This window comes from Pseudoclavibacter sp. RFBB5 (genome assembly GCF_002931555.1).
Classification (GTDB): Bacteria; Actinomycetota; Actinomycetes; order Actinomycetales; family Microbacteriaceae; genus Pseudoclavibacter.
Genome location: NZ_PSTZ01000001.1, coordinates 95,469 through 118,304 on the forward strand (window position 1 = coordinate 95,469; position 22,836 = coordinate 118,304).

General features: G+C 68.7%; 23 protein-coding genes. 13 read left to right on the plus strand and 10 right to left on the minus strand.

Annotation, left to right across the window (positions count from 1 at the left end; all coding sequences use genetic code 11):
• Positions 1-50: 50 nt before the first annotated feature.
• Complete coding sequence (locus tag C5B97_RS00475; protein WP_258067812.1) at positions 51-287, plus strand: hypothetical protein; 237 nt, start codon at positions 51-53, stop codon at positions 285-287.
• On the opposite strand, the gene C5B97_RS00480 is transcribed toward C5B97_RS00475, so the two are convergent.
• Entirely contained in the window at positions 253-759 is a 507-nt protein-coding gene (locus C5B97_RS00480; protein WP_104310192.1) for a GNAT family N-acetyltransferase, read from the minus strand. The genes C5B97_RS00475 and C5B97_RS00480 overlap by 35 nt on opposite strands.
• A 205-nt stretch (positions 760-964) precedes the next feature.
• Between C5B97_RS00480 and C5B97_RS00485 the strand changes: the two genes are divergently transcribed.
• Genes C5B97_RS00485 through C5B97_RS00495 form a run of 3 tightly spaced genes read left to right on the plus strand, consistent with a single transcriptional unit; the run spans position 965 to position 5,260 of the window.
• Entirely contained in the window at positions 965-2,935 is a 1,971-nt protein-coding gene (locus C5B97_RS00485) for a beta-glucoside-specific PTS transporter subunit IIABC (protein ID WP_104310193.1), read from the plus strand.
• A complete protein-coding gene (locus tag C5B97_RS00490; RefSeq protein ID WP_104310194.1) occupies positions 2,922-4,376 on the plus strand; it encodes a glycoside hydrolase family 1 protein in 1,455 nt (484 codons plus the stop codon). Before C5B97_RS00485 ends, C5B97_RS00490 begins: the two co-directional genes overlap by 14 nt.
• A 53-nt stretch (positions 4,377-4,429) precedes the next feature.
• A complete protein-coding gene (locus C5B97_RS00495) occupies positions 4,430-5,260 on the plus strand; it encodes a PRD domain-containing protein (protein WP_104310195.1) in 831 nt (276 codons plus the stop codon).
• Between the two features lie 32 nt (positions 5,261-5,292).
• On the opposite strand, the gene C5B97_RS00500 is transcribed toward C5B97_RS00495, so the two are convergent.
• The gene (locus tag C5B97_RS00500) at positions 5,293-6,318 is read right to left on the minus strand and encodes a beta-propeller fold lactonase family protein (protein WP_104310196.1); all 1,026 of its coding nucleotides are present in this window, start codon (positions 6,316-6,318) and stop codon (positions 5,293-5,295) included.
• Positions 6,315-7,292, minus strand: a complete 978-nt coding sequence (locus C5B97_RS00505) for a Gfo/Idh/MocA family protein (RefSeq protein WP_104310197.1) — start codon at positions 7,290-7,292, stop codon at positions 6,315-6,317. Before C5B97_RS00505 ends, C5B97_RS00500 begins: the two co-directional genes overlap by 4 nt.
• A 302-nt stretch (positions 7,293-7,594) precedes the next feature.
• Between C5B97_RS00505 and C5B97_RS00510 the strand changes: the two genes are divergently transcribed.
• Entirely contained in the window at positions 7,595-7,819 is a 225-nt protein-coding gene (locus C5B97_RS00510; protein ID WP_068477982.1) for a hypothetical protein, read from the plus strand.
• A gap of 18 nt (positions 7,820-7,837) precedes the next feature.
• Here the strand turns inward: C5B97_RS00510 and C5B97_RS00515 are convergent, their stop codons facing one another.
• Positions 7,838-9,367: an RNB domain-containing ribonuclease gene (locus C5B97_RS00515; RefSeq protein WP_104310198.1), complete on the minus strand. Its 1,530-nt coding sequence runs from the start codon at positions 9,365-9,367 to the stop codon at positions 7,838-7,840.
• A gap of 230 nt (positions 9,368-9,597) precedes the next feature.
• On the opposite strand from C5B97_RS00515, the gene C5B97_RS00520 reads away from it, so the two are divergent.
• The 3 genes from C5B97_RS00520 to C5B97_RS00530 all read left to right on the plus strand — a co-directional run bounded on the left by C5B97_RS00520 (position 9,598) and on the right by C5B97_RS00530 (position 12,550).
• Complete coding sequence (locus tag C5B97_RS00520) at positions 9,598-10,641, plus strand: hypothetical protein (RefSeq protein ID WP_181026837.1); 1,044 nt, start codon at positions 9,598-9,600, stop codon at positions 10,639-10,641.
• Positions 10,642-10,819: 178 nt separating this feature from the next.
• Positions 10,820-11,902, plus strand: coding sequence for a DUF4870 domain-containing protein (locus C5B97_RS00525; RefSeq protein ID WP_146080682.1), 1,083 nt, complete (start codon positions 10,820-10,822; stop codon positions 11,900-11,902).
• A 147-nt stretch (positions 11,903-12,049) separates the two neighbouring features.
• Complete coding sequence (locus tag C5B97_RS00530; RefSeq protein ID WP_104310200.1) at positions 12,050-12,550, plus strand: DUF5956 family protein; 501 nt, start codon at positions 12,050-12,052, stop codon at positions 12,548-12,550.
• A 68-nt stretch (positions 12,551-12,618) separates the two neighbouring features.
• On the opposite strand, the gene C5B97_RS17820 is transcribed toward C5B97_RS00530, so the two are convergent.
• The 5 genes from C5B97_RS17820 to C5B97_RS00550 form a co-directional block, all read right to left on the minus strand.
• A complete protein-coding gene (locus C5B97_RS17820; RefSeq protein WP_181026838.1) occupies positions 12,619-12,771 on the minus strand; it encodes a hypothetical protein in 153 nt (50 codons plus the stop codon).
• A gap of 81 nt (positions 12,772-12,852) precedes the next feature.
• A complete protein-coding gene (locus tag C5B97_RS00535) occupies positions 12,853-13,239 on the minus strand; it encodes a hypothetical protein (protein ID WP_104310201.1) in 387 nt (128 codons plus the stop codon).
• Positions 13,240-13,413: 174 nt separating this feature from the next.
• A complete protein-coding gene (locus tag C5B97_RS00540) occupies positions 13,414-13,668 on the minus strand; it encodes a hypothetical protein (RefSeq protein WP_104310202.1) in 255 nt (84 codons plus the stop codon).
• 94 nt (positions 13,669-13,762) lie between these two features.
• Positions 13,763-14,563 carry a 3-oxoacyl-ACP reductase FabG gene (gene fabG / locus C5B97_RS00545; protein ID WP_104310203.1) on the minus strand — a complete coding sequence of 267 codons (801 nt, stop codon included), beginning with the start codon at positions 14,561-14,563 and terminating at the stop codon, positions 13,763-13,765.
• Between the two features lie 118 nt (positions 14,564-14,681).
• Positions 14,682-15,650: an aldo/keto reductase gene (locus tag C5B97_RS00550; RefSeq protein ID WP_104310204.1), complete on the minus strand. Its 969-nt coding sequence runs from the start codon at positions 15,648-15,650 to the stop codon at positions 14,682-14,684.
• 328 nt (positions 15,651-15,978) lie between these two features.
• On the opposite strand from C5B97_RS00550, the gene glnT reads away from it, so the two are divergent.
• From glnT to C5B97_RS00570, 4 genes are read left to right on the plus strand one after another with little or no spacing between them, the layout of a single operon-like run.
• Positions 15,979-17,418 (plus strand): type III glutamate--ammonia ligase, encoded by a 1,440-nt coding sequence (gene glnT / locus C5B97_RS00555; protein ID WP_249312681.1) that lies wholly within the window; start codon positions 15,979-15,981, stop codon positions 17,416-17,418.
• A gap of 52 nt (positions 17,419-17,470) precedes the next feature.
• Positions 17,471-18,379: a glutamine amidotransferase gene (locus tag C5B97_RS00560; RefSeq protein WP_104310205.1), complete on the plus strand. Its 909-nt coding sequence runs from the start codon at positions 17,471-17,473 to the stop codon at positions 18,377-18,379.
• Positions 18,367-19,140, plus strand: a complete 774-nt coding sequence (locus tag C5B97_RS00565; protein WP_104310206.1) for a protein glxC — start codon at positions 18,367-18,369, stop codon at positions 19,138-19,140. The genes C5B97_RS00560 and C5B97_RS00565 overlap by 13 nt, the downstream gene beginning before the upstream one ends.
• 21 nt (positions 19,141-19,161) lie before the next feature.
• Positions 19,162-20,538, plus strand: coding sequence for an FMN-binding glutamate synthase family protein (locus C5B97_RS00570; RefSeq protein WP_211892179.1), 1,377 nt, complete (start codon positions 19,162-19,164; stop codon positions 20,536-20,538).
• A gap of 156 nt (positions 20,539-20,694) precedes the next feature.
• On the opposite strand, the gene C5B97_RS00575 is transcribed toward C5B97_RS00570, so the two are convergent.
• On the minus strand, positions 20,695-21,258 hold the full coding sequence (locus C5B97_RS00575; protein ID WP_104310578.1) for an AAA family ATPase: 564 nt from the start codon (positions 21,256-21,258) through the stop codon (positions 20,695-20,697).
• Between the two features lie 465 nt (positions 21,259-21,723).
• Here C5B97_RS00575 and C5B97_RS00580 point away from each other — a divergent pair, with 465 nt between their 5' ends.
• Positions 21,724-22,737 (plus strand): LacI family DNA-binding transcriptional regulator, encoded by a 1,014-nt coding sequence (locus C5B97_RS00580; protein ID WP_104310207.1) that lies wholly within the window; start codon positions 21,724-21,726, stop codon positions 22,735-22,737.
• The last annotated feature ends 99 nt before the right edge of the window (positions 22,738-22,836 follow it).

Sequence of the window (22,836 nt, forward strand, 5' to 3'; positions counted from 1 at the left end):
GAACATCCCGCCGTGTCGGCCAGTCGCTCGGCTACCCCGTTCGCGAGCTGATGCGCACCGACGACCTCTACATGATCCATGGCCTCGTCGCCGAAGGGCTCGGCTTCGCCCTCTCGACGGATGCCGCCATCGACCCCGACTTCGACGTCGTGCTGCGCCCCGCCGTGCAGGACCTGGGGGAGCGGCACGTGTCGTTTGCCACCCGCCGGGGATCCGTGCCGAAAGCTGCGGGCTGGCTCGCGGAGATCCTGCTCAGCGGCCGAGCGCCTGCAGCGGATCGCCCGTGAGCCGGAACGTGTCCCACTCATCCATCGGGAACGCCCCGAGGCTCCTGTAGAACCCGATCGACGGCTCGTTCCACTTCAGCACCGACCACTCGAGGCGCCGGTAGTCCTTCGCGACGCACTCCTGCGCAAGCGAGCCGAGCAGCGCTTTCCCGATGCCCCCGCCGCGCGCATCCTCCCGCACGTAGAGGTCCTCCAGCCAGATGCCGTGCTCGCCCTCCCACGTCGAGTAGCTCAGGAACCAGAGGGCGATGCCGTCGAGGCGCGTGGAGTCGGCGCCGGCCTCGGTCTCGCGCGGCGCTTCCGCGACCGTCGCGAACACCGCGGGGTTCTCGCCGAAGAAGTTGCGGTGGAGCTGCTCCTCGGTCGTCTTGACCGCGTCGGGTTCGCGCTCGTAGACGGCGAGCCCGCGGATGAGGTCGAGGATCTGCGGCACGTCGGCGGGAACAGCAGGGCGGATGGTCGGCTCGGTCACGGCACGACGCTAACAGCCGGTCGATCCGATTCGCTGGTCGGCGGAATCCTGTGGTAGCTTCCCGGCAGGACATGTAACTGGTCAAGCAGGCAGGATCCGAACGCTTCACTCACGTGACGGCGATCGGGTCCTTTTTTTGTGCCCACTTTTCCAGGCAGGCGTCCACCTACTTCCCCCACCCCTTGGATCCAAAGGAGGACCCATCATGACTCGACAGGATGACGCGAAGGCGATTCTCGCTGGCGTCGGCGGCGCTGAGAACATCAGCGGGCTCACTCACTGCAGCACGCGACTGCGCTTCACGCTCGCCGACGACGCCCTGGCCGACCTCAACGCGCTGAAGTCGCTTCCCGGCGTTCTCGGCGCCGTGCGCAGCGGTGCGCAGACCCAAGTCGTCGTCGGCAATGACGTGGTCCCTATCTTCGACGCGATCGAGCGCGAACGCCGCGGCACGGCGGATGCTCCGGCAGCCGGGGGCACCGCAACGCGGCGTGAGTTCTCGTGGAAGCGCGCGGGCGGAGTCCTCATGGACTTCATCGTGAGCGTGTTCTCGCCGCTGGTTCCCGCCATTGCCGGTGCGGGCATCCTGAAGTCGTTGCTGGTCGGAGCCGGGGCTCTCGGCTGGCTGTCCGTCGAGTCCGAGACCTACCTCCTCCTCTCGGCCATCCCCGACGCGGTCTTCGCCTTCCTCCCGCTCCTCGTCGCCTACACGACGGCAAAGAAGCTCAACGTCAATCGTCCGCTCGCGCTCGGCGTCGTGGCCATCCTGCTGTTCGCGAACTTCACGACCCTCATCAACCAGGACGGCGGGGTCTCCCTCTTCGGCATCCCGGTCCAGGCGGTCAACTACAACTCGCAGGTCTTCCCGTCGATCCTCGCTGTGCTGCTGCTGTGGCCGCTCGAGCGCTTCTTCAACAAGGTCTCGCCGGGGCCGATCCGCGTGTTCTTCGCGCCCTTCATGTGCTACCTCATCGTCGCGCCGCTGCTGATCCTGGTGCTCGGCCCGGTCGGATTCTGGCTCGGCTCGATCCTCACGGGGGCCATGATCGGCCTCTACAACACGCTCGGCTGGGTCGCGGTCGCCATCCTCGCCGCGCTGCTCCCGCTTGTCATCTCCGTCGGCATGCACAAGGCCTTCATCCCACCGACCATCGCCACGATGGCGCAGACGGGTAAGGACACGTTCTACCTCGTCGCCTCGCTCGGCCACAACATGGCCGAGGCCGGCGCCATGTTCGCCGTCGCGCTCCGCACCCGCAGCAACCGTCTGCGCGCTACGGCTGTCTCCGCCGGTATCTCTGCGCTCTTCGGCATCACCGAACCGGCGATCTACGGCGTCACCCTGCAGAACCGCAAGGTGCTCGTCTCCGTGATGGCCGGTGCTTTCGCCAGCGGTGCCTACCTGGGTCTCACGGTCGTCTCGGCTTTCGCGCTCGTGGGCCCCGGCCTCGCGAGCTTCACGATGTTCGTGGACGGCCTCAACCCCATGAACATCGTGCACGCGGCGATCGGCGCGGTCATCGGCATCGCGGTGGCGTTCATCATCTCGCTCATCACGTGGAAGGACTCGACCTCGCCGTCACTGCGTGACGAGAGTGTCGACGCGGATGCTCTGGGAGCGTCGGCCGAGTCGAGCTCAGCGGCGGTCGCGCAGCCAGCAGCGGCAGCTGCAGCTCCGGCCGGCGCCGCGACAGTGATCGCTCCGATGACCGGCGAGGTCGTCGCGCTCTCGAGCGTCACCGACCCCGTGTTCTCCGGAGGAGTGCTCGGGGACGGGGTGGCCATCCAGCCCGATTCCGGTGCGGTCCGCGCCCCCATCGCCGGCACCGTCACCTCGCTCATGGACTCGCATCACGCCATCGGCGTCACATCGGACGATGGGGTCGAGGTCCTCGTGCACGTCGGCCTCGACACGGTCAAGCTCGACGGCGCCCCCTTCACGGTGCATGTCGCCCAGGGCGACCGGGTCGAGCAGGGGCAGCTGGTCATCGAGGCCGACCTGGAGGCGATCCGCGCGGCGGGCTGCGACACGACGACCCCCGTCGTCGTCGTCAACTCCGCGAAGTTCCCCGTCACTGTCCTCGCCTCCGGGCACACCACGATCGGCGACCCGCTCGCGAGCATCGCCGCCACACACCACAACGTAGAGAAGGAGCTTGCCAATGGCACTGCCTGACGGATTCCTCTGGGGCGGCGCGATCGCCGCGAACCAGGTCGAAGGCGCGTGGAAGGACGGCGGGCGAGGTCCCGCGGTCACTGACGTCAACACGTACAAGCCGAAGGCCGACCCCAAGCAGTACGCGGTCCACCACGTGAACACGCTCGAGAGCATCCAGGCCGCCATGGCCGACCCCGACGAGCTCACGTACTACCCGAAGCGGCGCGGCATCGACTTCTACCACCGCTACCCGGAGGACCTGGCGCTCTTCGCCGAGATGGGCTTCAAGGTGCTGCGCGTGTCGATCGCGTGGACCCGCCTCTACCCGACCGGCGAGGAGCTGGAGCCGAACGAGGAAGGGGTGCAGCACTACCTCGACTTCTTCACCGAGATGCGCCGGCTCGGCATCGAGCCGCTCGTCACGCTCGCGCACTACGACCCGCCGCTGCACCTCGCGCTCAAGAACAACGCGTGGGCTGACCGCAGCATCCTGCCGCTCTTCGAGCGCTTCGTGCGCACCTGCTTCGACCGGTTCGGCCACCTCGTCACGAAGTGGCTGAGCTTCAACGAGATCGACGGCATCATCCGTCACCCGTTCACGTCGGGCGGCATCATCGAGGAGACCGTGGATGGCAGCGTTGAGCAGGCCTGCTACACGGCGCTCCACCACCAGTTCGTCGCATCCGCGCGTGCCACGCAGCTGCTCCACGAGCAGTACCCGGACTCGCAGATGGGCTGCATGCTCACGATGCTGACCACGTACCCGAACACCTGCCACCCCGACGATGTCGCGGCGACGCAGGCGAAGGAGCGGATGCTGTTCCTCTGCACCGACGTCCAGGCCGGCGGGGCCTACCCTCGCCTCGCGCTCAAGGCCCTCGAGCAGATGGGCGTCGAGATTCCGTTCGAGGACGGCGACGCCGAGCTGCTCCGCGAGCACCCGGTCGACTTCATCTCGTTCAGCTACTACATGTCGCTCACCGAGTCGGTGAACCCGGACGCGGAGCGCACGCCGGGCAACACGATCCTCGGGGTCAAGAACCCGTTCCTCTCGTCGAGCGAGTGGGGATGGCAGATCGACCCCACCGGGCTTCGCATCTCGCTCATCGAGCTCTACGACCGCTACAACAAGCCCCTGTTCATCGTCGAGAACGGTCTCGGGATGCGCGACGAGCTCGAGGAGGACGGAACCATCCACGACCCGTACCGAATCGACTACTTCCGCGCGCACTTCGAGGAGATGATCCGCGCGGTGGATGAGGGCGTCGACCTGCTCGGCTACACCAGCTGGGCCCCCATCGACAGCATCAGCGCATCCACCTCCCAGATCACGAAGCGCTACGGGTTCATCCACGTGGATATGGACGATCTTGGGCGTGGAACAATGGAACGTCGCCGCAAGGATTCGTTCTACTGGTACCAGAAGGTCATCGCGACGAACGGAGCGGATCTGTCCTGAGCCTCGCGCCGCCCCACGGTGGCCGCACAGGCAGTGTCGACGGAGACACACCAATGCAGACAATCAGAAAAGTTCTCAACTCGAGTGTCGTGCTCGCCGCTGACGAGCACGGCACCGAGTTCGTGGTGCTCGGCAAAGGCATCGGATACGGGCGCAAGCCGGGCGAGGAAGTCGTGCAGGACGGGGCGAACCAGGTGTTCGTCTCGCTCCCGAAGGGCGACCAGCGCAACCTCGAGGACCTGCTCACCCAGATTCCGGGGGAGTACATCGAGCTCACGAGGGCGATCGTCGCGCGCGCCGAGGCCGGTGGGCTGGACCTCGATCCGCACATCTACCTCGCGCTCACCGACCACCTGCACTTCGCTGTCGAACGACACCGCAAGGGGCTGGCGACGGTGAACCGGCTCGCCTGGGAAGTCCGAACCATCTACCCGAAGCAGTACGAGATCGGTCTCACGGCCGTCTCGATGCTCAACACCCGCACGGGGGTCGAGCTGCCGGAGCAGGAGGCCGCGAACATCGCGTTCCACCTGGTCAACGCCGATACCGGCAACGCCGGGGTCGACTCGATGCGGATCGTACAGCTCGTCAGCCAGGTGGCGACGGTCGTCACCCACTCCACGGGCAGGCAGCTGCACAACAACGAGCTGCACGGCGCGCGGTTCGTCGCGCACCTGCAGTACTTCGCGCGGCGCTTCTTCGACGGCAAGCTCGCGACGAGCGCCGACGACTTCCTCTTCAACAGCCTGAGCGAGCGCTACCCGGCCGCCGTCTCGGCGGCCGAGCGTGTGCGCGCGTTCGTGCGTCAGGAGTACGAGCAGGAGCTGCCGAACGAGGAGATCGCGTTCCTGGCGCTGCACATCGCGAGGGTCTCGACCGACTGAGCCTCGGTGCTGACCGGCGAGCCGGGCGGGCGTCAGACCCAGCGCACCCAGTTGGCGCCGCTGCCGGTCTCGACCTGCTGCAGCTCGGTGAGGTGGTTGCCGTTGACCTCGTACAGCGACACCTGCGTGGAACCCTCGCCCGCGGCGACGAGGAAGTGCCCGTCTGGGCTCATCCCGAATCCTCTCGGCTGCTGCTGCGTGACCGTGAACGCTCGCGCGTCCTCGAGTGAGCCGTCCTCGGAGACCTTGAGGGGCGCGAGCGTGCTCGTCGTGCGCTCGGAGGTCCACAGGAACTGCTCGTCCGCACCCCAGTGCACGTCAGCGCCCCAGATGGAACGGGGCTCGAGCGGATTCGCACCGAGAGTCCCCCGCTGGAGGCCTTGGAGTGCGTCCGCGAAGCTCGCCGCGTCGACGAGCGACAGGATGCCCGTGGCCTGGTCGCGCGCGAAGCGCAGCACCTCGCCGCTGAACTCGGTGATCACGTAGGCGTCGGTCTCTGCTCCGTTGAGCACGATGTGGCGGGGCCCGCTGCCGGCCGGTGCTGCCTCGCCGACGGGGTCGAGCGGCTCGAGGTCGAGGTCGTCCGTGATCGCGTACTGTCCCACGAGGTCGTCGCCGAGCGAGACGAAGTACGCGAAGCGGCCGTCGCTGCTCGGGGCCACCGAGTGGAGGTGCAGGTGCTCGACGACGGCCGTCGGCTCGCCGACCTCGCCGTCATCGACCGGCGCGATGAGGCCGTGGTTCGCCGAGTACGCGGCGCCGAGCAACGCGGACCCGTTCTTCGTGAGCGCAACGTAGTTGAGTCCACCGCGGGGCGTATCGCGCCGCGAGACCTGCGTCAGCTCGCCCGACTCGCGGTCGAGGCGCAGCGTCACGATTCCCGCCGGGCTGCCCTTCACCGCGGCATAGACGAAGTCTCGGTCGGTGTCGACGACGAAGTTCGAGCATCCGGTCAGCCCGGAAGCGACGGACAGCCGCTCGAGGGCGGTGCCGTCGAAGCGGAACACCGAGATCGAGCCTTCGCCTGCATTCGCGACGAGTACGAGTTGGGTGGTCATGCAGTCTCCTTCTGTGTTGCTGTGGCCGCGCGCGCAGCCACGACGACCGAGAGCACGTCGGCGCTGTGGTCGAGACGGCGGTCTCGCGCGTCTGTGTCGTGCTCGCGGATGATGCGCTCGAATTCCTGGAACTCCTCCACCACGCGGTGCGGGTACTTCGTGAGGTCGACCTGCGCGGCGGCGCCGTCTCGGGTCGCGTAGCTCACGGAGGCCATGACGTTCGGCGGGCCGTCGACGACGATCCAGCCGTCCTCGCCCTGGATCTTGCTGCGGATGGGGCCGTCAGAGTCCTTCGCGCAGACGCACACGGCCGTGGTGTCGCCGTAATCGAGGACGAGCACGCCGGACGTGTCGATGCCGCGCTGCACGTTCGGCGTGTAGCTGACGTGCTTCGGCCTGCCGAGCAGCCCGACGACGAAGTGGATGGCGTAGATGCCGAGGTCCATGAGCGCTCCGCCGCCCTGCGCGGGGTCGAAGGCCGGCAGCACGGTGCCCTCGCGGAAGGCGTCATAGCGGGAGGAGTACTGCGAGTAGTCCGACTGGATGAGCTTGACCTTGCCGACCAGGTCGAGGTGCTCTCTGATCCAGCGGTAGTTCGCGAGGTACTGCGTCGTGATGGCCTCGATGAGAATAAGGTCGCGTTCCGTCGCGAGGGCGCGCAGCTCCTGCAGCTCCGATTTCTCGAGCACGAACGGCTTCTCGCAGATGACGTGCTTCCCGGCCTCGAGCGCCTTGCGGGAGACCTCGAAGTGCAGGGAGTTGGGCACGGCGACCCAGACCGTGTCGACGGACGCGTCAGCGAGGCACTCGTCGAGGTCCGTGTAGACCCGCTCGATGCCGAACTGCGTCTGGAGCTCTTGGAGACGCTCGCGACGGCGACCGGAGATCGCGGCGAGCTCGAGCCCGGGGACGTCGGCCACGTGGGGAAGGAAGTCGGCGACGATCTGCCCGGCGCCGATCACAGCGAGCCTCATCGGCGGGTCCTCGGGTGCGTGGCGCGCGTGGGGGAGATCGTGGGATGCACGCTGTCGATCCTATTCGGGGCCCGACCCGTGCTGTCGTCCGTGCCCGTTCGCGGAGTTCGACTAGCACCGCCGCCTGCGAACGAGGGCGAGATCGCGGAGGAAACATCCAGGGCCTCGCCGACTCGCGCGCCATCGCGGGGAGGGGAGTTCTCCCCGCCTCCCGCACGCGCCCTGCAGTGCGAGTGCATCGCAATCTGCGGGTCTACGCTCGCCGACATCCCGGACCAGCCGGGCCTGTCGAAGGAGTTCTCATGCGTCGAATCGCCTCAAGCATCACCGCAGCCCTCTTCGCCGTCGGCATCGCCGTCTCCGCTCCGGCGATCGCGAATGCCGGCACGGAGCAGATGTACTGGACCGGCGGATCGCTCGCCGACTGCCAGGCAGTGCAGCGCACGTACATCAGCTCGTGGACGAAGATCACAGAGTCCTGCCACCGCAACGGCAACGGCTACTCGTTCACCTGGACCTCCATCTAGGCGCCCAGAGCCGGGCGTTCAGCGCTCGAGTTCGGAGGCGCCCGGCGAGACGACGCTGAGTGTGACCGTCCGCCTGTCCGGGTCGACCGACTCGACGCGAACCACGACCGGGGCGCCCAGCTCGAGCGCCGAGGCGTCGCCGACGACCCTCGCCCTCACCGCCGGATCGCGCAGCAGCACGGTCGCCTTCGCCCGTCGCTCCGTGGCTTCACCGGTCGGTGAGGACTCGACGACGATCCCGTCGAGCTCCTCGCCGACCAGTGGTCCGAGCAGCACTGCCTCGAGCAGGTCGACGGTTCCTCGCTCGTACGCGTTCGCGCGCTGCGACCCCGCTGCCATCTCAGCCGGGAGCGCGCCGAGCGCATCCACCACCCAGGACGGCACCTCTCGGCCGGCGCAGAACGCCAGCGCGATCTCGGTGCCGTACCGGTCGACGAGGCGTCGGAGGGGCGCCGTGACGTGCGCGTACTCGGCCGCGATAGCGCTGTGCGATGCGCCGCGCGGGACCTCAGGATGCTCCGGCGTTCCGAACGCCGCGTATCCCGCGCCGCGGAACAGTCGGGTCGCCTCGGTCGCGAACGCCGCGTATTCGGGACGCGACGTGTCGATGGTTCGCACGAACTCGGCGTAGGAGGAGCTCGGGGTCCAGTCGAACCCGAGGGCCGTGGCGACACGGCGCAGGCGCTCGACATCTTCGGGGCGAGCCTCATCGAGGGTGCGCCAGATGCCGACTCCGGCGAGGCGATGCAGCCTCGCCGCGGCGATGCCGGTGAGCAGTGACAGCTGCGCGTTGAACTCCTCGCTCGCCAGCGGCTCGCGCAGCACCAACCGGTAGCGGGTCCCATCTTCGCTGCGCTCGATCTCCTGGTCTGGGACCTCGAGCGTTGCGCCCCCGCGCGTGAACTGGGCGTCGATGCGCAGCTGACCCACCTCGGCGAGAAGCTGCAGCAGCTCGTCGGCGGTTCCGTCGTCGAGCTGTCGCTGCACCGACGCGTAGTCGAGCTGCGCCCGCGAACGGACCACGGATCGACGTACGTCGATGTCGTCGAGCGGCTCACCCGACGCGTCGAGCCGCATCCGCCACACCACAGCCGGTCTGTCGACGTCGGGGAGCAGGCTCGCGGCACCCTCGCTGAGGACGGTCGGATGCAGGCCGAAACGGCCGTCGGGGCCGTACACGGTGAGGGCGCGCCGGTGGGTCTCGGCGTCGAGCGCGCCACCCGGCTCGACGAACGAGGCGACGTCGGCGATCGCGTAGAACACCTCGAACCGGGCGGGTTCAGCGTCGGCTGCCGCGACGCGTCGGAGGAAGAAGGCCTGGTCGAGGTCGCGGGACCCGACGGGGTCGAGGGTCACGAAAGGCAGGTCGCGGAGGTCCTGCCTGACGGAGTCTGGTCCGGCGTCGAACTCGAGTGCCGCAGCTGCCTCGGCCTCGAGCAGCGCGTCGGCGGGGTAGTCGACGGGGATCTCGAGTTCGGTGCGCAGCCGCTCGAGGTGCGGGGCGAGCACATCGGCGGCCGCGCCGGCCTGCACCGCGCGCTTGCTCATCGGGTGCTCAACTCCGGAGCGTGGACTGGGCTGTTCGACTGCATAGCGTCAACGTAGCCGGTGCCGCCGACATTCGAGCCGAGCATGCATCCCGCGCCGAAGCCACCTCTCGATCTCGCCCCCGTCCGCCTCGCGGCTGGCACCGACCGGCGTGACGCGGCCGCAACGCTCTGAGCGGAACCGGATGCGCCCCATACGTTTTCCATAGAACGGTGGGTCACGATAAGCGCATGGTTGACTTCAACAAGATTCTCGGCGCGGCCTCCAAGGCCCTCGGCAACTCCGGTGGCTCCAGCAACTCCGGCAACCGGGGCGGCGGGAAGAGCGGCTCCGGGGACTGGAAGGACATGGTCCGCAAGGTCGCCGACCAGGTGACCGGCGACGGTCAGCAGTCGCGCGGCCAGCAGGGCTACCAGAACCAGCAGGGCTACCAGAACCAGCAGGGCCGCCCGGGGCAGGCGCCCCAGTACGGCCAGCAGGGCCGGTACGACCAGCGGCCGCCGAGCGCACCGAGCTACGGCTCACGTCCCGGCGCGAGCGCCGGGTCGGGAAGCGCCGCCGACAAGGCGGCCGTCGCGAAGTACGACTACCTCCTCAAGACGGCTGCGCCCGATCAGCTCGAGCAGGCCCACCGTGAGGCGTTCCAGCGCCTCACGCCTGAGCAGCGCGACCAGGTGCGCGAGCGCCTGAGCGCCGAGTCCGGCCCGTACGACCGCCCCCAGTCGAGCTCGCCGGACGACCTGGCCCGCGCCGCGACGCGCGGAGAAGTGCAGCGGCCCGGGTTCATGGCGAAGGTGCTCGGCGCGGGAAAGCGCATCGCCTCCTCGCGTGGCGGTGGCAACTTCACTCCCGGTTCCAGCCGTGGCGGCTCTTCCCGCTTCGGCCGAGGCATGGGCGTCGCGGGAGCCGGAGCGGCTGCGGCCGGTGCGGGAGCGCTCGGCGGTATCGCGCTCGGCGTCGTCGGGGGCGCCGTGGCGAGCTCCGTCGCCCTGCCGCTGCTCGGCGACGCGATGGCATCCGGTATCGACTTCGACGGCATCGCCGCGTCCGGCATCGAGGGCTTCGAGGGGCTCACGGCCGACCTCGGTGAGTTCGGCGGCATCGGCGAGACCGTCTCCGGTCTCAGCGAGCAGGTCGGCGGATTCGGCGACCAGTTCGCCGGTGCCGGAGAGCAGCTCTCAGGAGCCGGCGATCAGTTCCTCGGCGGCGTCGAGGAGCAGGCAGGCAACTTCGGTTTCGATATCCCCGGCCTCGGAGACCTGTTCGGCAAGTAGCTCACGCCTCCTCGAAGGTTTCAAGCTTGGCACTGACCAACTCCCGTGATGGATGAGCGCTCGCGCGGCCTCTGAGCTCGCGATCCGCGCATCCATCATGGATGTTGGCCCCGATGCCCGCGTCCGGGGTCGCCGACCGCGACCCCGAGCCGCGGGCATCGGCCGTTAGGCTCGGATGATGGCGAACCGCAGTTATCTCTACGTTGTCGACGAGATCCCAGGTCAGGGGGCCCCGCTCACGCGGGTCACCGGTCTCTCGGAGTGGAAGTGGGATGTGCCGCTCGTGCACGAGCTGCTCGTCTCCGGGTCCGGCCGCCTCGTTCCCTCGACGATCTGGGATGCGCCTGCCATGGCGATCCTCGGCGACTACGACCAGGGCGTCGCCAACCTCGAGCGCCTCTTCGCGCAGCTCCCGCACGACGAGGAGACGCAGCGACAGATCGCCGAGGCGCGCAACGCGCTGAACGACCCCGCGAACCGCGGTCGCTACCTGCTGCTCGAGGTCGCCGAGATCCACGTGCTGGGCGTCACGGACGACGACAACCCCTTCCCGGAGATGCTGACCGAGGCGCAGGGCATGGTCCGCGACGACGAGGCGAGCGTGGATTCGCTCATCCGCCACGCGCTCGGGCTTCCCGCCGAGAAGCGCCCGCAGCTCACCGGCTCCGGGTCGTGGGCCAACAACCTGTACTTCGCGCCATCCGGGGCACCGCAGCAGGAGCCTGCCGCGGTACCGGATGCAGTGCCCGAGGCCCAGCCGGCGCCGCCGGCCGCTGCGCAGTACGCAGCGCACACCGACCAGCAGGCTGCGCAGTTCCCGCCACCGATGGGCCAGCCCCAGCAGGTTCTCCTCGTCAGGCCTCTCGCGAACGGGGCCGCGCAGTGGGGCGTCGGGCTGCTCGCGCTCATCCCGTTCCCGTTCGTGAGCGCCATCGTCGCGGGAATCGTCATGACGGCGGTCGGACGGTCGCGCGCACCGGCGACCGAGGCCGGGGAGCGGAACCGGACGAACGCCGCCAACTGGGGGATCACCTACCTGATCTCCTCGGTCATCCTCATCGCGCTGCACATCGCGTTCCTCATGACCTTGGACGAGTACTCGTCGACGTTCTACCCGATCGGCATCCCCATCACCATCTGGTTCGCACTCTCGGTGACGCACGTCGTGCTCTCGATCGTCGGCCTCGTGAAGGCCTCGCGGGGCGTCGTGTTCAAGCCCATCGCACTGCCGTTCTTCAGCCCCCGCGCTCGCCTCTGGTGAGTCGCACGCGCTGACGCTCCCCAGCGTGGGGCTCGTGCTCATACCCGTCGTGGACTCGGCGGCGTAGCGGATGCGCGACAATAGCCTGCAGCACCGTCGGCTCGAGTCGGCGCGTGCACGGGGAATTCAGGCTGGGGGGGCCGAGATATGCCGATCAATGACACCGAGGTGATACTCGCGGCGCGGGACGCGCTGCCGAGCTGGTCGTGGGACGACTTCGCGAAGGAGCCGCCGCAGACAGTGGAGCTCATGCGGCTCGATCCGAACGAGTGGCACGCGCTCATCGCCTACCTCGCGGGGCCGAGCTGGGTGTACCAGGAGCCTGCTCGCTACGATCCGGTCGACGAGACCGGCCGCGTGCGGCGCGGAGATGCGTCCACGGCTGGCACCTTCTCGGGCGATGCGGACGTCACCGGCGACCACGACGAGATGGCCCGATACCTGGTGGACGCCGGAGTGCCCGAGCCACCTCGAGGGGTGCAGTGGATGCTCTGCCTCCCCGACGGGGTCACCGAGTGGGAACTCGAACACGCGTGCCGACTCGCTGTGCAGAACATCGATCCGGCAGATCGCCGCCGGAGCGCTCTCGAGGTGCACGCCGCCCTGCGGGTGCTCCTGAACGGAAGGATGACGCCGCTGTCCTGGTGACCACCTCCCGGCGAAGATGCGGCGGCAGCTCAGTCGATCTCGTGCGAAGCCGGCGACTGCAACCCAGGCTACTGGGGTGTATCCGGGGTCCGCAGGTACTTGCGCAGCGCCTTGATGGCAAGGACGAGGGCCCAGACCGCGAGCACTGCGACGACCGTCGCCAGCGTTAGCGGGAGGACCGGCAGGAGTGCGTGAACGAATCGGGTCGGCGGGGGCGACATCGGGGTCCGTCAATGTCTCGTGACGGACCCCGACGGTTATCTCATCCGCTTCCAGGAGAGCCTGGGGTGGCGAGCAACTGGCTAGCTCTGCGCGACCGCGGGCGCCTGACGACCGCGGCGGGCGGCGATGAACGAGCGCACGCCGGCCGTGATGAGCGCGACGAGCAGGACCAGCATGATCGTGCTGCTGATGATCGCGCCCGGGCGCTCGGCCGTGCCGGCGAAGAGGTCGCCGAGCTGAGCGACGTTCATGAGCGAGCCGAGGGCACCCAGCAGTGCTACGGCGAGCGCGCCGTGGATGGCGTGCTTGCGGAGCTTCGGGTTGCGGGCGATGAGGCCTGCGATCACGAGCAGGACGCCGACTGCTGCTGGGATGAGAGCCGTGAGGCTGCCGGTGTCGCTGACGAAGTACGCGACGGCACCGGTCACGACGAGGAGGGCACCGATGAGGATGGTGAGGAGAGGCATGCGGGATGGGATCCAATCTCGCGGTAGGCCAGCGGCATCCCAGGCGGACCGCTTCGCGCGGGCTCTGCCCTGGCGCGTGACGGCCGGCGACGGGGGAGTCGCTGGTCGTTGGTGTCTGGTCCCGCCAACTTTACCAGTCGGTCGGTTTCGACCCGCAGTCTGGAACCCAGATCGTCAGCGGGCTGCGCCCTCGATCGCGTCGCGCCCGGACTCGCGCGATTCGAACGCGCCGAGGAAGGTGCCCTGGCCGTCGTGGGCGCGGAACTCTCCTTGGACGAGCTCGACGAACCCGGCGAAGTCGTCGCCCGTCGGGGTCTCGCGCATGGCCACCCAAAGGCCGTTCGCGGGTGAGAGCCAGCGCAGTCGGCGAGGGGTCGCCTCTACTGCCGACTGGGGTGCCGACGGTCGGGGGATCTCGAGCAGGCTCATGGGGTTCCTCGGTTCGAAGTGGTTGGCCGGATAGTTAGGCTAGCTAGCTATTCCTGGGAGTGGGCATAGGGTTGTCTGAGGGCGGTGCTGCGGATCAGGCGACGGCGTCGGGTGATTCGGGGAGCGTCTGTCCGCCATCGACGACGATCGTCTGACCGGTGATGAATGCGGCTTCCCTGCTCGCGAGGAACGCCGCCGCGAAGCCGATCTCCTCCGCGCGGCCGAGTCTCCGCAGCGGCACGGCCGATGTCATCGACGCGAGGTACTGCTCGCCCATCTCCTCGAGTCCAGCCGATTCGACGTTGCCTGGCAGCACGGCGTTGACGGTGATCGTGTGCTTGGCGAGCTCGATCGCCGCCGTGCGCATGAAGCCCAGCTGGGCCGCTTTGGACGCGCCGTAGTGCGACCATCCCGGGTAGCCGGTGATCGGGCCCGTGATGGATGAGGTCATGACGACCCGGCCTCGCCCCGATTCCTGCAGGGCGGGCAGGCACGCCTGCACGGCGTAGATCGTTCCCTTCACGTTCGTGTCGAGCACCTCGTCGAGCTGTGCCGGCGTCATCGTGTCGAGCTCGGCCTGCGGGAAGATGCCAGCGTTGGCGCACAGCACATCGATACCGCCGAGCAGGTTGGTAGCAGATGCGGCCAGGTCGCGGCACGACTCCGGGTCGGCGACGTCGACCGTGAAGCCGACCACGCGCCCTGGTTCCTCCGGCCCCGCAAGCTCCTCGAGCGAGGCGACGGCCGCATCCACTCCCGTCTGAGAGCGGCCAGCGACGGCAACGCGCGCGCCCGCCTGCACGAACACGCTGGCGATGCCGAAGCCGATGCCCTTCGTGCCGCCCGTGATGACGACGCGGGTATCGGACAGGTCGAAGAGCGGTGCAGCTGGCATGGGGTGCCTTTCGTGGATGGGCAGGTGTGGCCATTCCATCGCGACGAGGAGCTGCGGCGGGCGGTGCGAAACCTCCCGGCGATCGCTCGTAACCCAGTGTTTACGCCGAGCCGCGCCGTCACCACCAGAACGGAGGCTGGGTGACGTAGGGCGCCTCGAGCCGCGCCACCTCGTCATCGGTGAGCGTCAGCTCGAGCGCGGCGACGGCATCGTCGAGGTGCCTGGCCTTCGTCGCGCCCACGATCGGTGCCGCCACCGTCGGGTTGCGCAGCACCCAGGCGAGCGCGACCCGAGCCATCGGCACGTCGCGTTCTGCAGCGATCTGCTCGACAACATCGATGATCGGGCCATCGGCGTCGGCGTCGAACGCCTTCGCGACGGCGTCGACCTCGGCGCGTGACGACGATTGGCCGAGAGGGCGGGTCAGGCGCCCCTTGCCGTTCGGCGAGTAGGGCACGAGGCCGACGCCCATGTCGGCGCACATGGGGATCATCTCCCGCTCCTCCTCGCGCTTCAGCAGGTTGTACTGGTCCTGCATGGCGACGAAGGGCGTCCATCCGCCGACGGCCGCCGCCTGCTGCAGCTTCGCGAACTGCCACGCGTACATCGACGATGCGCCGAGGTAGCGCACCTTGCCCGCGCGTACGAGGTCGTCGAGCGTCTGCATCGTCTCCTCGACCGGGGTCGCGTCGTCGAACCGGTGGATGTACAGCACGTCGACGTGGTCGGTGCCGAGCCGCTCGAGAGAGGCATTCGCCTGCTCGAGGATAGCCTTCCGGGAGAGGCCCGAGCCGCCGGGGCCGTCGTGCATCTTGCCGGAGACCTTGGTCGCGAGCACGATGTCCTCGCGTCGGCTGAAGCGGCGCATCGCGCGGCCGATGATCTCCTCGCTGGTGCCCTGCTGGTAGACGTTCGCGGTGTCCCAGAAGGTGATGCCGAGCTCCACCGCCTGGCGGAGCAGCGGCGCCGCCGCGTCGTCATCGAGGGTCCAGCTGTGCAGGCCGCGATTCGGGTCGCCGAAGCTCATGCAGCCGAGGGCGAGGCGACTGACGCGGAGGCCGGTTCGGCCGAGGTTCGTGTACTCCATGCCAGGAGCGTATGGCGGACCACCGACATCGAGGGAGTTCCTGCGAGTACCCGTTACGCAGTGCCCGGCTTGCTGGCTCTCATCACCCGACGCCAGACCTGAGGGTTGTGCAGGTGAAGGCACGCGCGGAGATGTGCAACTGCGAGGTCTGCGGATGTGGCTTCGCCAGACCTGGGGGTTGTGCCTGCCTTTCGGCGCGCCCGGGTGCGCAAGGGCAGTGTCTGCGCGCGCCGCCGCCGCCCGCGCCGTGCCACCGCCGTAACCCAGTGTTTACAGCGGCGAACGCTCTGGAAACATCTGCATGTCTACTATTGGCGAACAAGGTTTCATGTCAGGTAACATCGACAACATGCGGGAGACGACCATGACGCAACTAGCCCCCAAGCTGGTCGAGGCCACCCCACCAGGTGGGGACAGCCTCGCGGCCGGCGACCGCATCACGCTCCGCGACCTCGCGCAGGCGCATGGCGTGCACTTCATCCTCGCCACCTTCGTCGACCTCAACGGGAAGCCGTGCGCGAAGCTCGTGCCGACCTCGGCGGCCGACGAGCTCGAAGCGGGCGCCCTCGGGTTCGCGGGCTTCGCCGCCGGCCTCATCGGCCAGGAGCAGCACGACCCCGACCTCATCGCGATCCCCGACCTCGACTCGTTCACGCCGCTGCCGTTCGTGCGCGAGGGGCTCGCGCTCGTGCATTGCGACCCGCACGTCAACGGCAAGCCGTGGCCGTACGCGCCCCGGAACATCCTGAAGCGCGCCATCGCCGAGCTCGCCACACGCGGCATGACGGCCAAGGTCGGCGCCGAGGTCGAGTACTTCCTCGTCGACCGTGCAGAAGACGGCACCCTCGCCCCGGCGGACAAGCGGGACAACGGCCCGCGCCCCTGCTACGACGCCCGAGGCGTGACGCGGATGTACGACCACCTCGCATCCGTCTCGACCGCCATCAACTCGCTCGGCTGGGGCAACTACGCCAACGACCACGAGGACGGCGCCGGCCAGTTCGAGCAGAACTTCGACTACGCCGACGCGCTCACGACGGCCGACCGGGTCATCACGCTCCGCTACATCCTCAACGTGCTCGCCGAGGAGCGCGGCATGACGGCCACGTTCATGCCCAAGCCCTTCACCAACCGCACGGGCACGGGCCTCCACCTGCACCTCTCCCTCTGGAGCGAGCAGGACGAGCCGCTCTTCCCCGCGACGACGGGCACCGACAGCGAAGCGGATGCGCGCGGCCTCGGCCTCTCGCCCGTCGCGTACGGCTTCGTGGCCGGCCTCCTCGAGCACGCCCCCGCGCTGCAGGCGTTCCTCGCCCCCTCGGTGAACTCGTACAAGCGCATCGGCACGGCCACCTCCAGCTCCGGGGCGACCTGGTCGCCGCGCAAGGCGTCGTACGGCGGCAACGACCGCACGCACATGGTGCGCGTGCCGGACAACAAGCGCGTCGAGCTCCGTTCGGGTGACGGTGCCGCCAACCCCTACCTCGCGGTCGCGACGGCCATCATGGCGGGCATCGACGGCATCGACAACAGCATCGACCCGGGCAACCCGTCGGGGCCAGGGCAGGCGCCGGAGGGCGCGGCCGTGCTCCCCGCAACGCTCCTCCACGCCGTCGAAGCGCTGCGCCACGACCCCGTGATCCTCGCCAGCCTCAGCGGAGACGAGGCCACCGGCCGCTACTTCGCCGACGCGAAGGAGACCGAGTTCCTCACCTGGCACGCCCAGGTCAGCAACTGGGAGCTCGACACCTACCTCACCGCCTTCTAACCGCCCGCATCCAGAAGCCAGACCAGCTCACCCCCTCGAAAGGACCACGCCCGTGTGTGGAATCGCCGCGCTGCAGTTGCGCAACCCCCAGCTCAGGCCGCAGATGGGCGACCTGCTCTCGACCATGCTCTGCGAGATGGTCGACCGCGGACCCGACTCCGCCGGCCTCGCCGTCTACGACAACCCAGACCTCACCGGCAGTGCGGCGTCGACCCTCAGCCTGCTCGGGGGCACGCAGCTGCTCATCGCAGAAGAGCTGACGGCCGAGCTCGAGCGCACCCTGCCTGCGGGCGCCGCCCCCAAGGTCTCGGTCGTCGGGGACACGACGCTCGTCAGCGGGGAGCTGTCGACGAGCCTCCTCGCGGATGCGGTCAGCGCGGCCCTCCCGACCGCCACGATCATCGGCCGCGGCGGCCACCTCGCCGTCATGAAGAGCGTCGGCAACCCCATGGATGTCGCCTCCAACCACGGCCTCGAGTCGATGTCCGGCAGCCAGGGCGTCTCGCACACCCGCATGGCCACCGAGTCGGCCGTGACGGCGGGCGGCACGCATCCCTTCGCCGTCGCTGACGACCTGTGCCTCGTGCACAACGGCTCCTTCTCCAACCACGCGTCCATCCGCCGCGAGCTGAAGCGCACTGGCGTGCAGTTCGACTCCGAGAACGACACCGAGGTCGGCGCCCGCTACATCGCCTCCCGCCTCGAGCAGGGCGACACCCTCGAGGAAGCGCTCATCAACCTCGGCGAGGTCTTCGACGGCTTCTACACGCTTGTCGTCACCACCGCCGACAGCATGGCCATCGTGCGCGACCCCATCGCCTGCAAGCCAGCCATCGTCGCCGTCACCGACGACTACGTGGCCATGGCCTCCGAATACCGCGCCCTCGCGCAGCTCCCCGGCATCGAATCGGCCGACATCTTCGAACCAGTCCCCGGAAAGGTCTACACGTGGTCACTCTAGACAGCACCCAGTACGCGGCAGCCCCGGCGGTCGCACCGGCCCCCACGTCGCTTCCGGCGGCGGCTCCGGCATCAGCTTCGGCGGCAGCCACCACTACCACCATCGACCTCGCGGGCCAGGATGTGCGAGTCGTGAACGCGGCAGTGCAGACGGCCGAAGGCGGAACCAGGTGGAGCATCCAGCACCCCGCCGGGAAGCACAACGTCGCGGTCGGCATCACCTCCGCCATCGACGTCACGATCGACGGGCACGTCGGCTACTACGCCGCCGGGATGCACCAGCAGGGCTCGGTCACGATCAACGGCAACGCCGGCGTCGGGCTCGCCGAGAACATCATGAGCGGCACCGTGCACGTCACGGGTGACGCCTCCCAGTCGGCGGCCGCGACCGGCCACGGCGGTCTCGTCGTCATCGACGGCAACGCGGGGGCCCGCTGCGGCATCTCCATGAAGGGCGTGGACATCGTCGTGGGCGGCAGCATCGGCCACATGTCGGCGTTCATGGCGCAGGCCGGACGCCTCGTCGTGTGCGGCGACGCAGGGGAAGCGCTCGGTGACTCCATCTACGAGACGCGCATCTACGTGCAGGGCACCGTCGAATCGCTCGGCGCCGACTGCATCGAGAAGCCCATGCGCGACGAGCACCTCGCGGAACTCGCCGAGCTGCTGCTCGCCGCCGGCCGCGACGACGACCCGGCGGCCTTCAAGCGCTACGGCTCGGCCCGCAAGCTCTACCACTTCAACGTCGACAACGCCTACTAGGCCGAGCAGAGAGAGCCAGCCATGACGCTCATCGAACAGCCCACATCCACGGTCACCGCAACTCCCACCCAGTCGCCCGCGCAGCTCGCCGAGCTCGGCCTCCGCGAGTCGGCGACCTTCGACCGCGCGACGATCTCCGACATCCAGCGCGCCGCCCGCACCGGCATCTACGACATCCGCGGGTGGGGTGCGAAGCGGCAGCTGCCGCACTTCGACGACCTGCTGTTCCTCGGCGCATCCATGTCGCGCTACCCGCTCGAGGGGTACCGCGAGCGCTGCGGCACCGACGTCGTGCTCGGCGACCGCTTCGCCTCGAAGCCGCTGCACCTCGACATCCCCGTCACCATCGCGGGCATGAGCTTCGGCGCCCTCTCCGCGAACGCCAAGGAAGCCCTCGGCCGAGGCGCGTCCGAGGTCGGCACCTCCACGACGACCGGCGACGGCGGCATGACGCCGGAGGAGCGCGGCCAGTCGAAGCACCTCGTCTACCAGTACCTGCCCTCCCGATACGGCATGAACCCGGACGACCTGCGCAAGGCCGACGCGATCGAGATCGTGCTCGGGCAGGGCGCGAAGCCTGGCGGCGGCGGCATGCTGCTCGGGCAGAAGATCACCGAGCGTGTGGCCGGGATGCGAACCCTGCCCATCGGTATCGACCAGCGCTCCGCGAGCCGCCACCCCGACTGGACGGGCCCCGACGACCTCACGATCAAGATCGCCGAGCTCCGCGAGATCACCGGCTGGGAGAAGCCGATCTACGTGAAGATCGGCGCATCCCGCCCTTACTACGACACGGCGCTCGCCGTGAAGGCCGGCGCTGACGTCGTGGTGCTCGACGGCATGCAGGGCGGCACGGCTGCAACGCAGCAGGTGTTCATCGAGAACGTCGGCATCCCGACGCTCGCCGCGATTCCGCAGGCCGTCGCAGCGCTGCAGGAGCTCGGGATGCACCGCAAGGTGCAGCTCATCGTGTCCGGCGGCATCCGCACGGGCGCCGACGTCGCGAAGGCCATGGCGCTCGGCGCCGATGCGGTCGCGATCGGCACGGCCGCGCTCATCGCGCTCGGCGACAACGACCCCCGCTACCAGCAGGAGTACGCCGACATCGGCTCGGCCGCGGGCTTCTACGACGACTTCCAAGACGGGCGCGACCCGGCCGGCATCTCGACGCAGGACCCGGAGCTCGCCTCCCGCCTCAACCCAGTCGAGGGCGGGCGACGCCTCGCGAACTACCTGCGCGTGCTGACCATGGAGGCGCAGACCATCGCCCGCGCGTGCGGCAAGTCGCACATCCGCAACCTCGAGCCGGAGGACCTCGTCGCGCTGACCGTCGAGTCGGCCGCCATGGCCAACGTGCCGCTGGCCGGCACCAGCTGGATCCCCGGCAAGCAGTACTGAGGCGCGGGGCCTCTGCCGCCTCTCCGCCTCACCAGCGACGGCGCCTTCCCAGCTCCGTCGCCTCTCCAGCTACGCCGCCTCTATCCGCGCCGCCTGGCCAACTTCCGTGACGAAACGATACTTCGGAGCCCCGAAACCTTGGGTGCGGAGGTTTCATCACGGAAGTTGGTCACACGTCGAGGGTCGGAGGGTTGCCGCCTCGAGTTGGGCGAGGCGCTCGGCGAGATCGCCCGCAAGCTCCACGACGCGGGGGCCGATGAACTCCGGCTCGGCGGCGAGGTCGAGGAGGGCGTCGTTCATGGCATCCCGAAGTTCGAGGTCCTCGTCCTCGCCGACCGCGATCTGGTCCCGATAGGCGAGGGGGACCAGGGCGACGAGATCGATCTGCTCGGTGGCTTGCCTCGTGAGCGCCGTCCCGCGCTGGATGGCGGCGCGCGACCGCCCGGGCCTGCCGAGCGCATCGAGTGCGTGCAGGTAGGCCAGAAAGTCGACGGGCCCGCGTTCGGCGATGACGTTGGAGCCCGCCGGAAGCTCGGCCAGCCGGTGAGCCGCGATGTCGAGCTGGCGGCTGAACAGGACCGCGTCGAGTTCATCGAAGCGGTCGTCGATGAGTTCCTCGAACGGATCCGGCAGCACGAGGTACTCCGGATGCGCGGCCGCGAAGTCGCTGATGAGCGTGCTCTTGCCACTCGCATGGGTTCCCGACACGACGATCCGCATGGCACGCGAGCCTAGGTCGTCGCGCGCGCCACCGCCATCGCAGCGACTCGCGGCAGCGCCGGCAACTCGCCGGGCGCTGCCGGTCCACGTCTGCGCGGCACACTCCGTCTCCACGGGCTTGACCACCACGCCCTTTCACTAACTCCCGTGGCCAACTTCCGTGATCAGAGGGTGCCTCGAGGGTCTATCGAGCGGGAAGCTCAGGTTTCGTCACGGATGCTGGCCAATGGCTGGCCAGCATCCGTGCGATAGCGGCGCAATCTCAGTGTTCGACGGCGAATCGGCCCGACATTGCACTGATGTTGGTCAGGCGGCCGCATCCGCCGAGCGTTCGGCACGCGCCCGCCGATGCGCGCAAACGATGCGTCTGCAACGTTGTAGAGTGACGCGCACGAGCATCCCTGCAACGGCGCGCGCTGTGCTCGGAACCTGCAGCGCGCCGCCTGAAGAGAGACGACCACGCCCATGGCTGCGACCCTCCATGACGTTGCCCGAGTGGCGGGTGTGTCGATCAAGACGGTGTCGAACGTCATCCACAACTATCCGCATATCCGTGCCAACACGAAGCAGCGGGTGCTGGATGCGATCGCCGAGGTCGGGTACCGCCCGAACCTGGCCGCTCGCGGGTTGCGTCTCGGGCGCACTGGCGTGATCAGCCTCGTCATCCCGGATCTGCGGAACGCCTACTTCTCGGAGCTGGCCGAGGCGGTGATGCGTGCGGCGGCTGCCCACGATCTCTCGGTGCTGATCGAGCAGTCCGGCGGTTCTCGCGAGAGCGAGATCGCGGCGCTGAAGGGGCCGAGGACTGAGTTCGTTGACGGGATCCTGTTCAGCGTGCTCGAGCTGGGAGAGGAGGATGCGCCGTTGCTGGCTGACGTGCGCGTGCCGATGGTGCTGCTGGGGGAGCGCATCTTCAACGGTCCCACTGACCATGTGACGATGCGCAACACGGAGGGCACGCGCGCCGCGACGGAGCATCTCATCGAGGTGGGATGCACGCGCATCATCGCGCTTGGCTCTCACCCGGACGAGGAGGTCGGGTCGGCCGCGCTGCGCACGTTGGGGTATCGGCAGGCGCTCGAAGCCGCCGGCCTGCCGTTCCGCGACGAGCTGGTGAGGCCGGTCGGCACGTGGCATCGCTTCGATGGTGCCGAGGCGATGCGGGAGGTGCTGGCGTCCGGCATCGAGTTCGACGGCATCGTCGGGTTCAATGACTCGCTTGCGCTCGGCGCAATGCGGGTGCTGAGCGAGCGGGGCATCCGCATGCCCGAGGATGTCGCCGTGGTCGGCTTCGACGACATCGACGAGACGCGGTACTCGCTGCCGACGCTGACCACGATCGCGCCGGGCCGCGACGAGATCGCGAAGCGAGCGGTGGAGATGCTCGTGGAGCGCATGGACAACCGGGATGCGCCGCCCGAGCCGCGCGAGCTGCTGACGGAGTTCACGCTCGTGCGCCGGGAGTCGACCGCGCGCTGAGCTCGTCTCGAATCGGGCCTTGACAGGGTCGATCTCTTTCGGCAGGATCGCATTTACAACGTTTACCTACAACGTTGTAAATCGCAGAGGCGATGACAA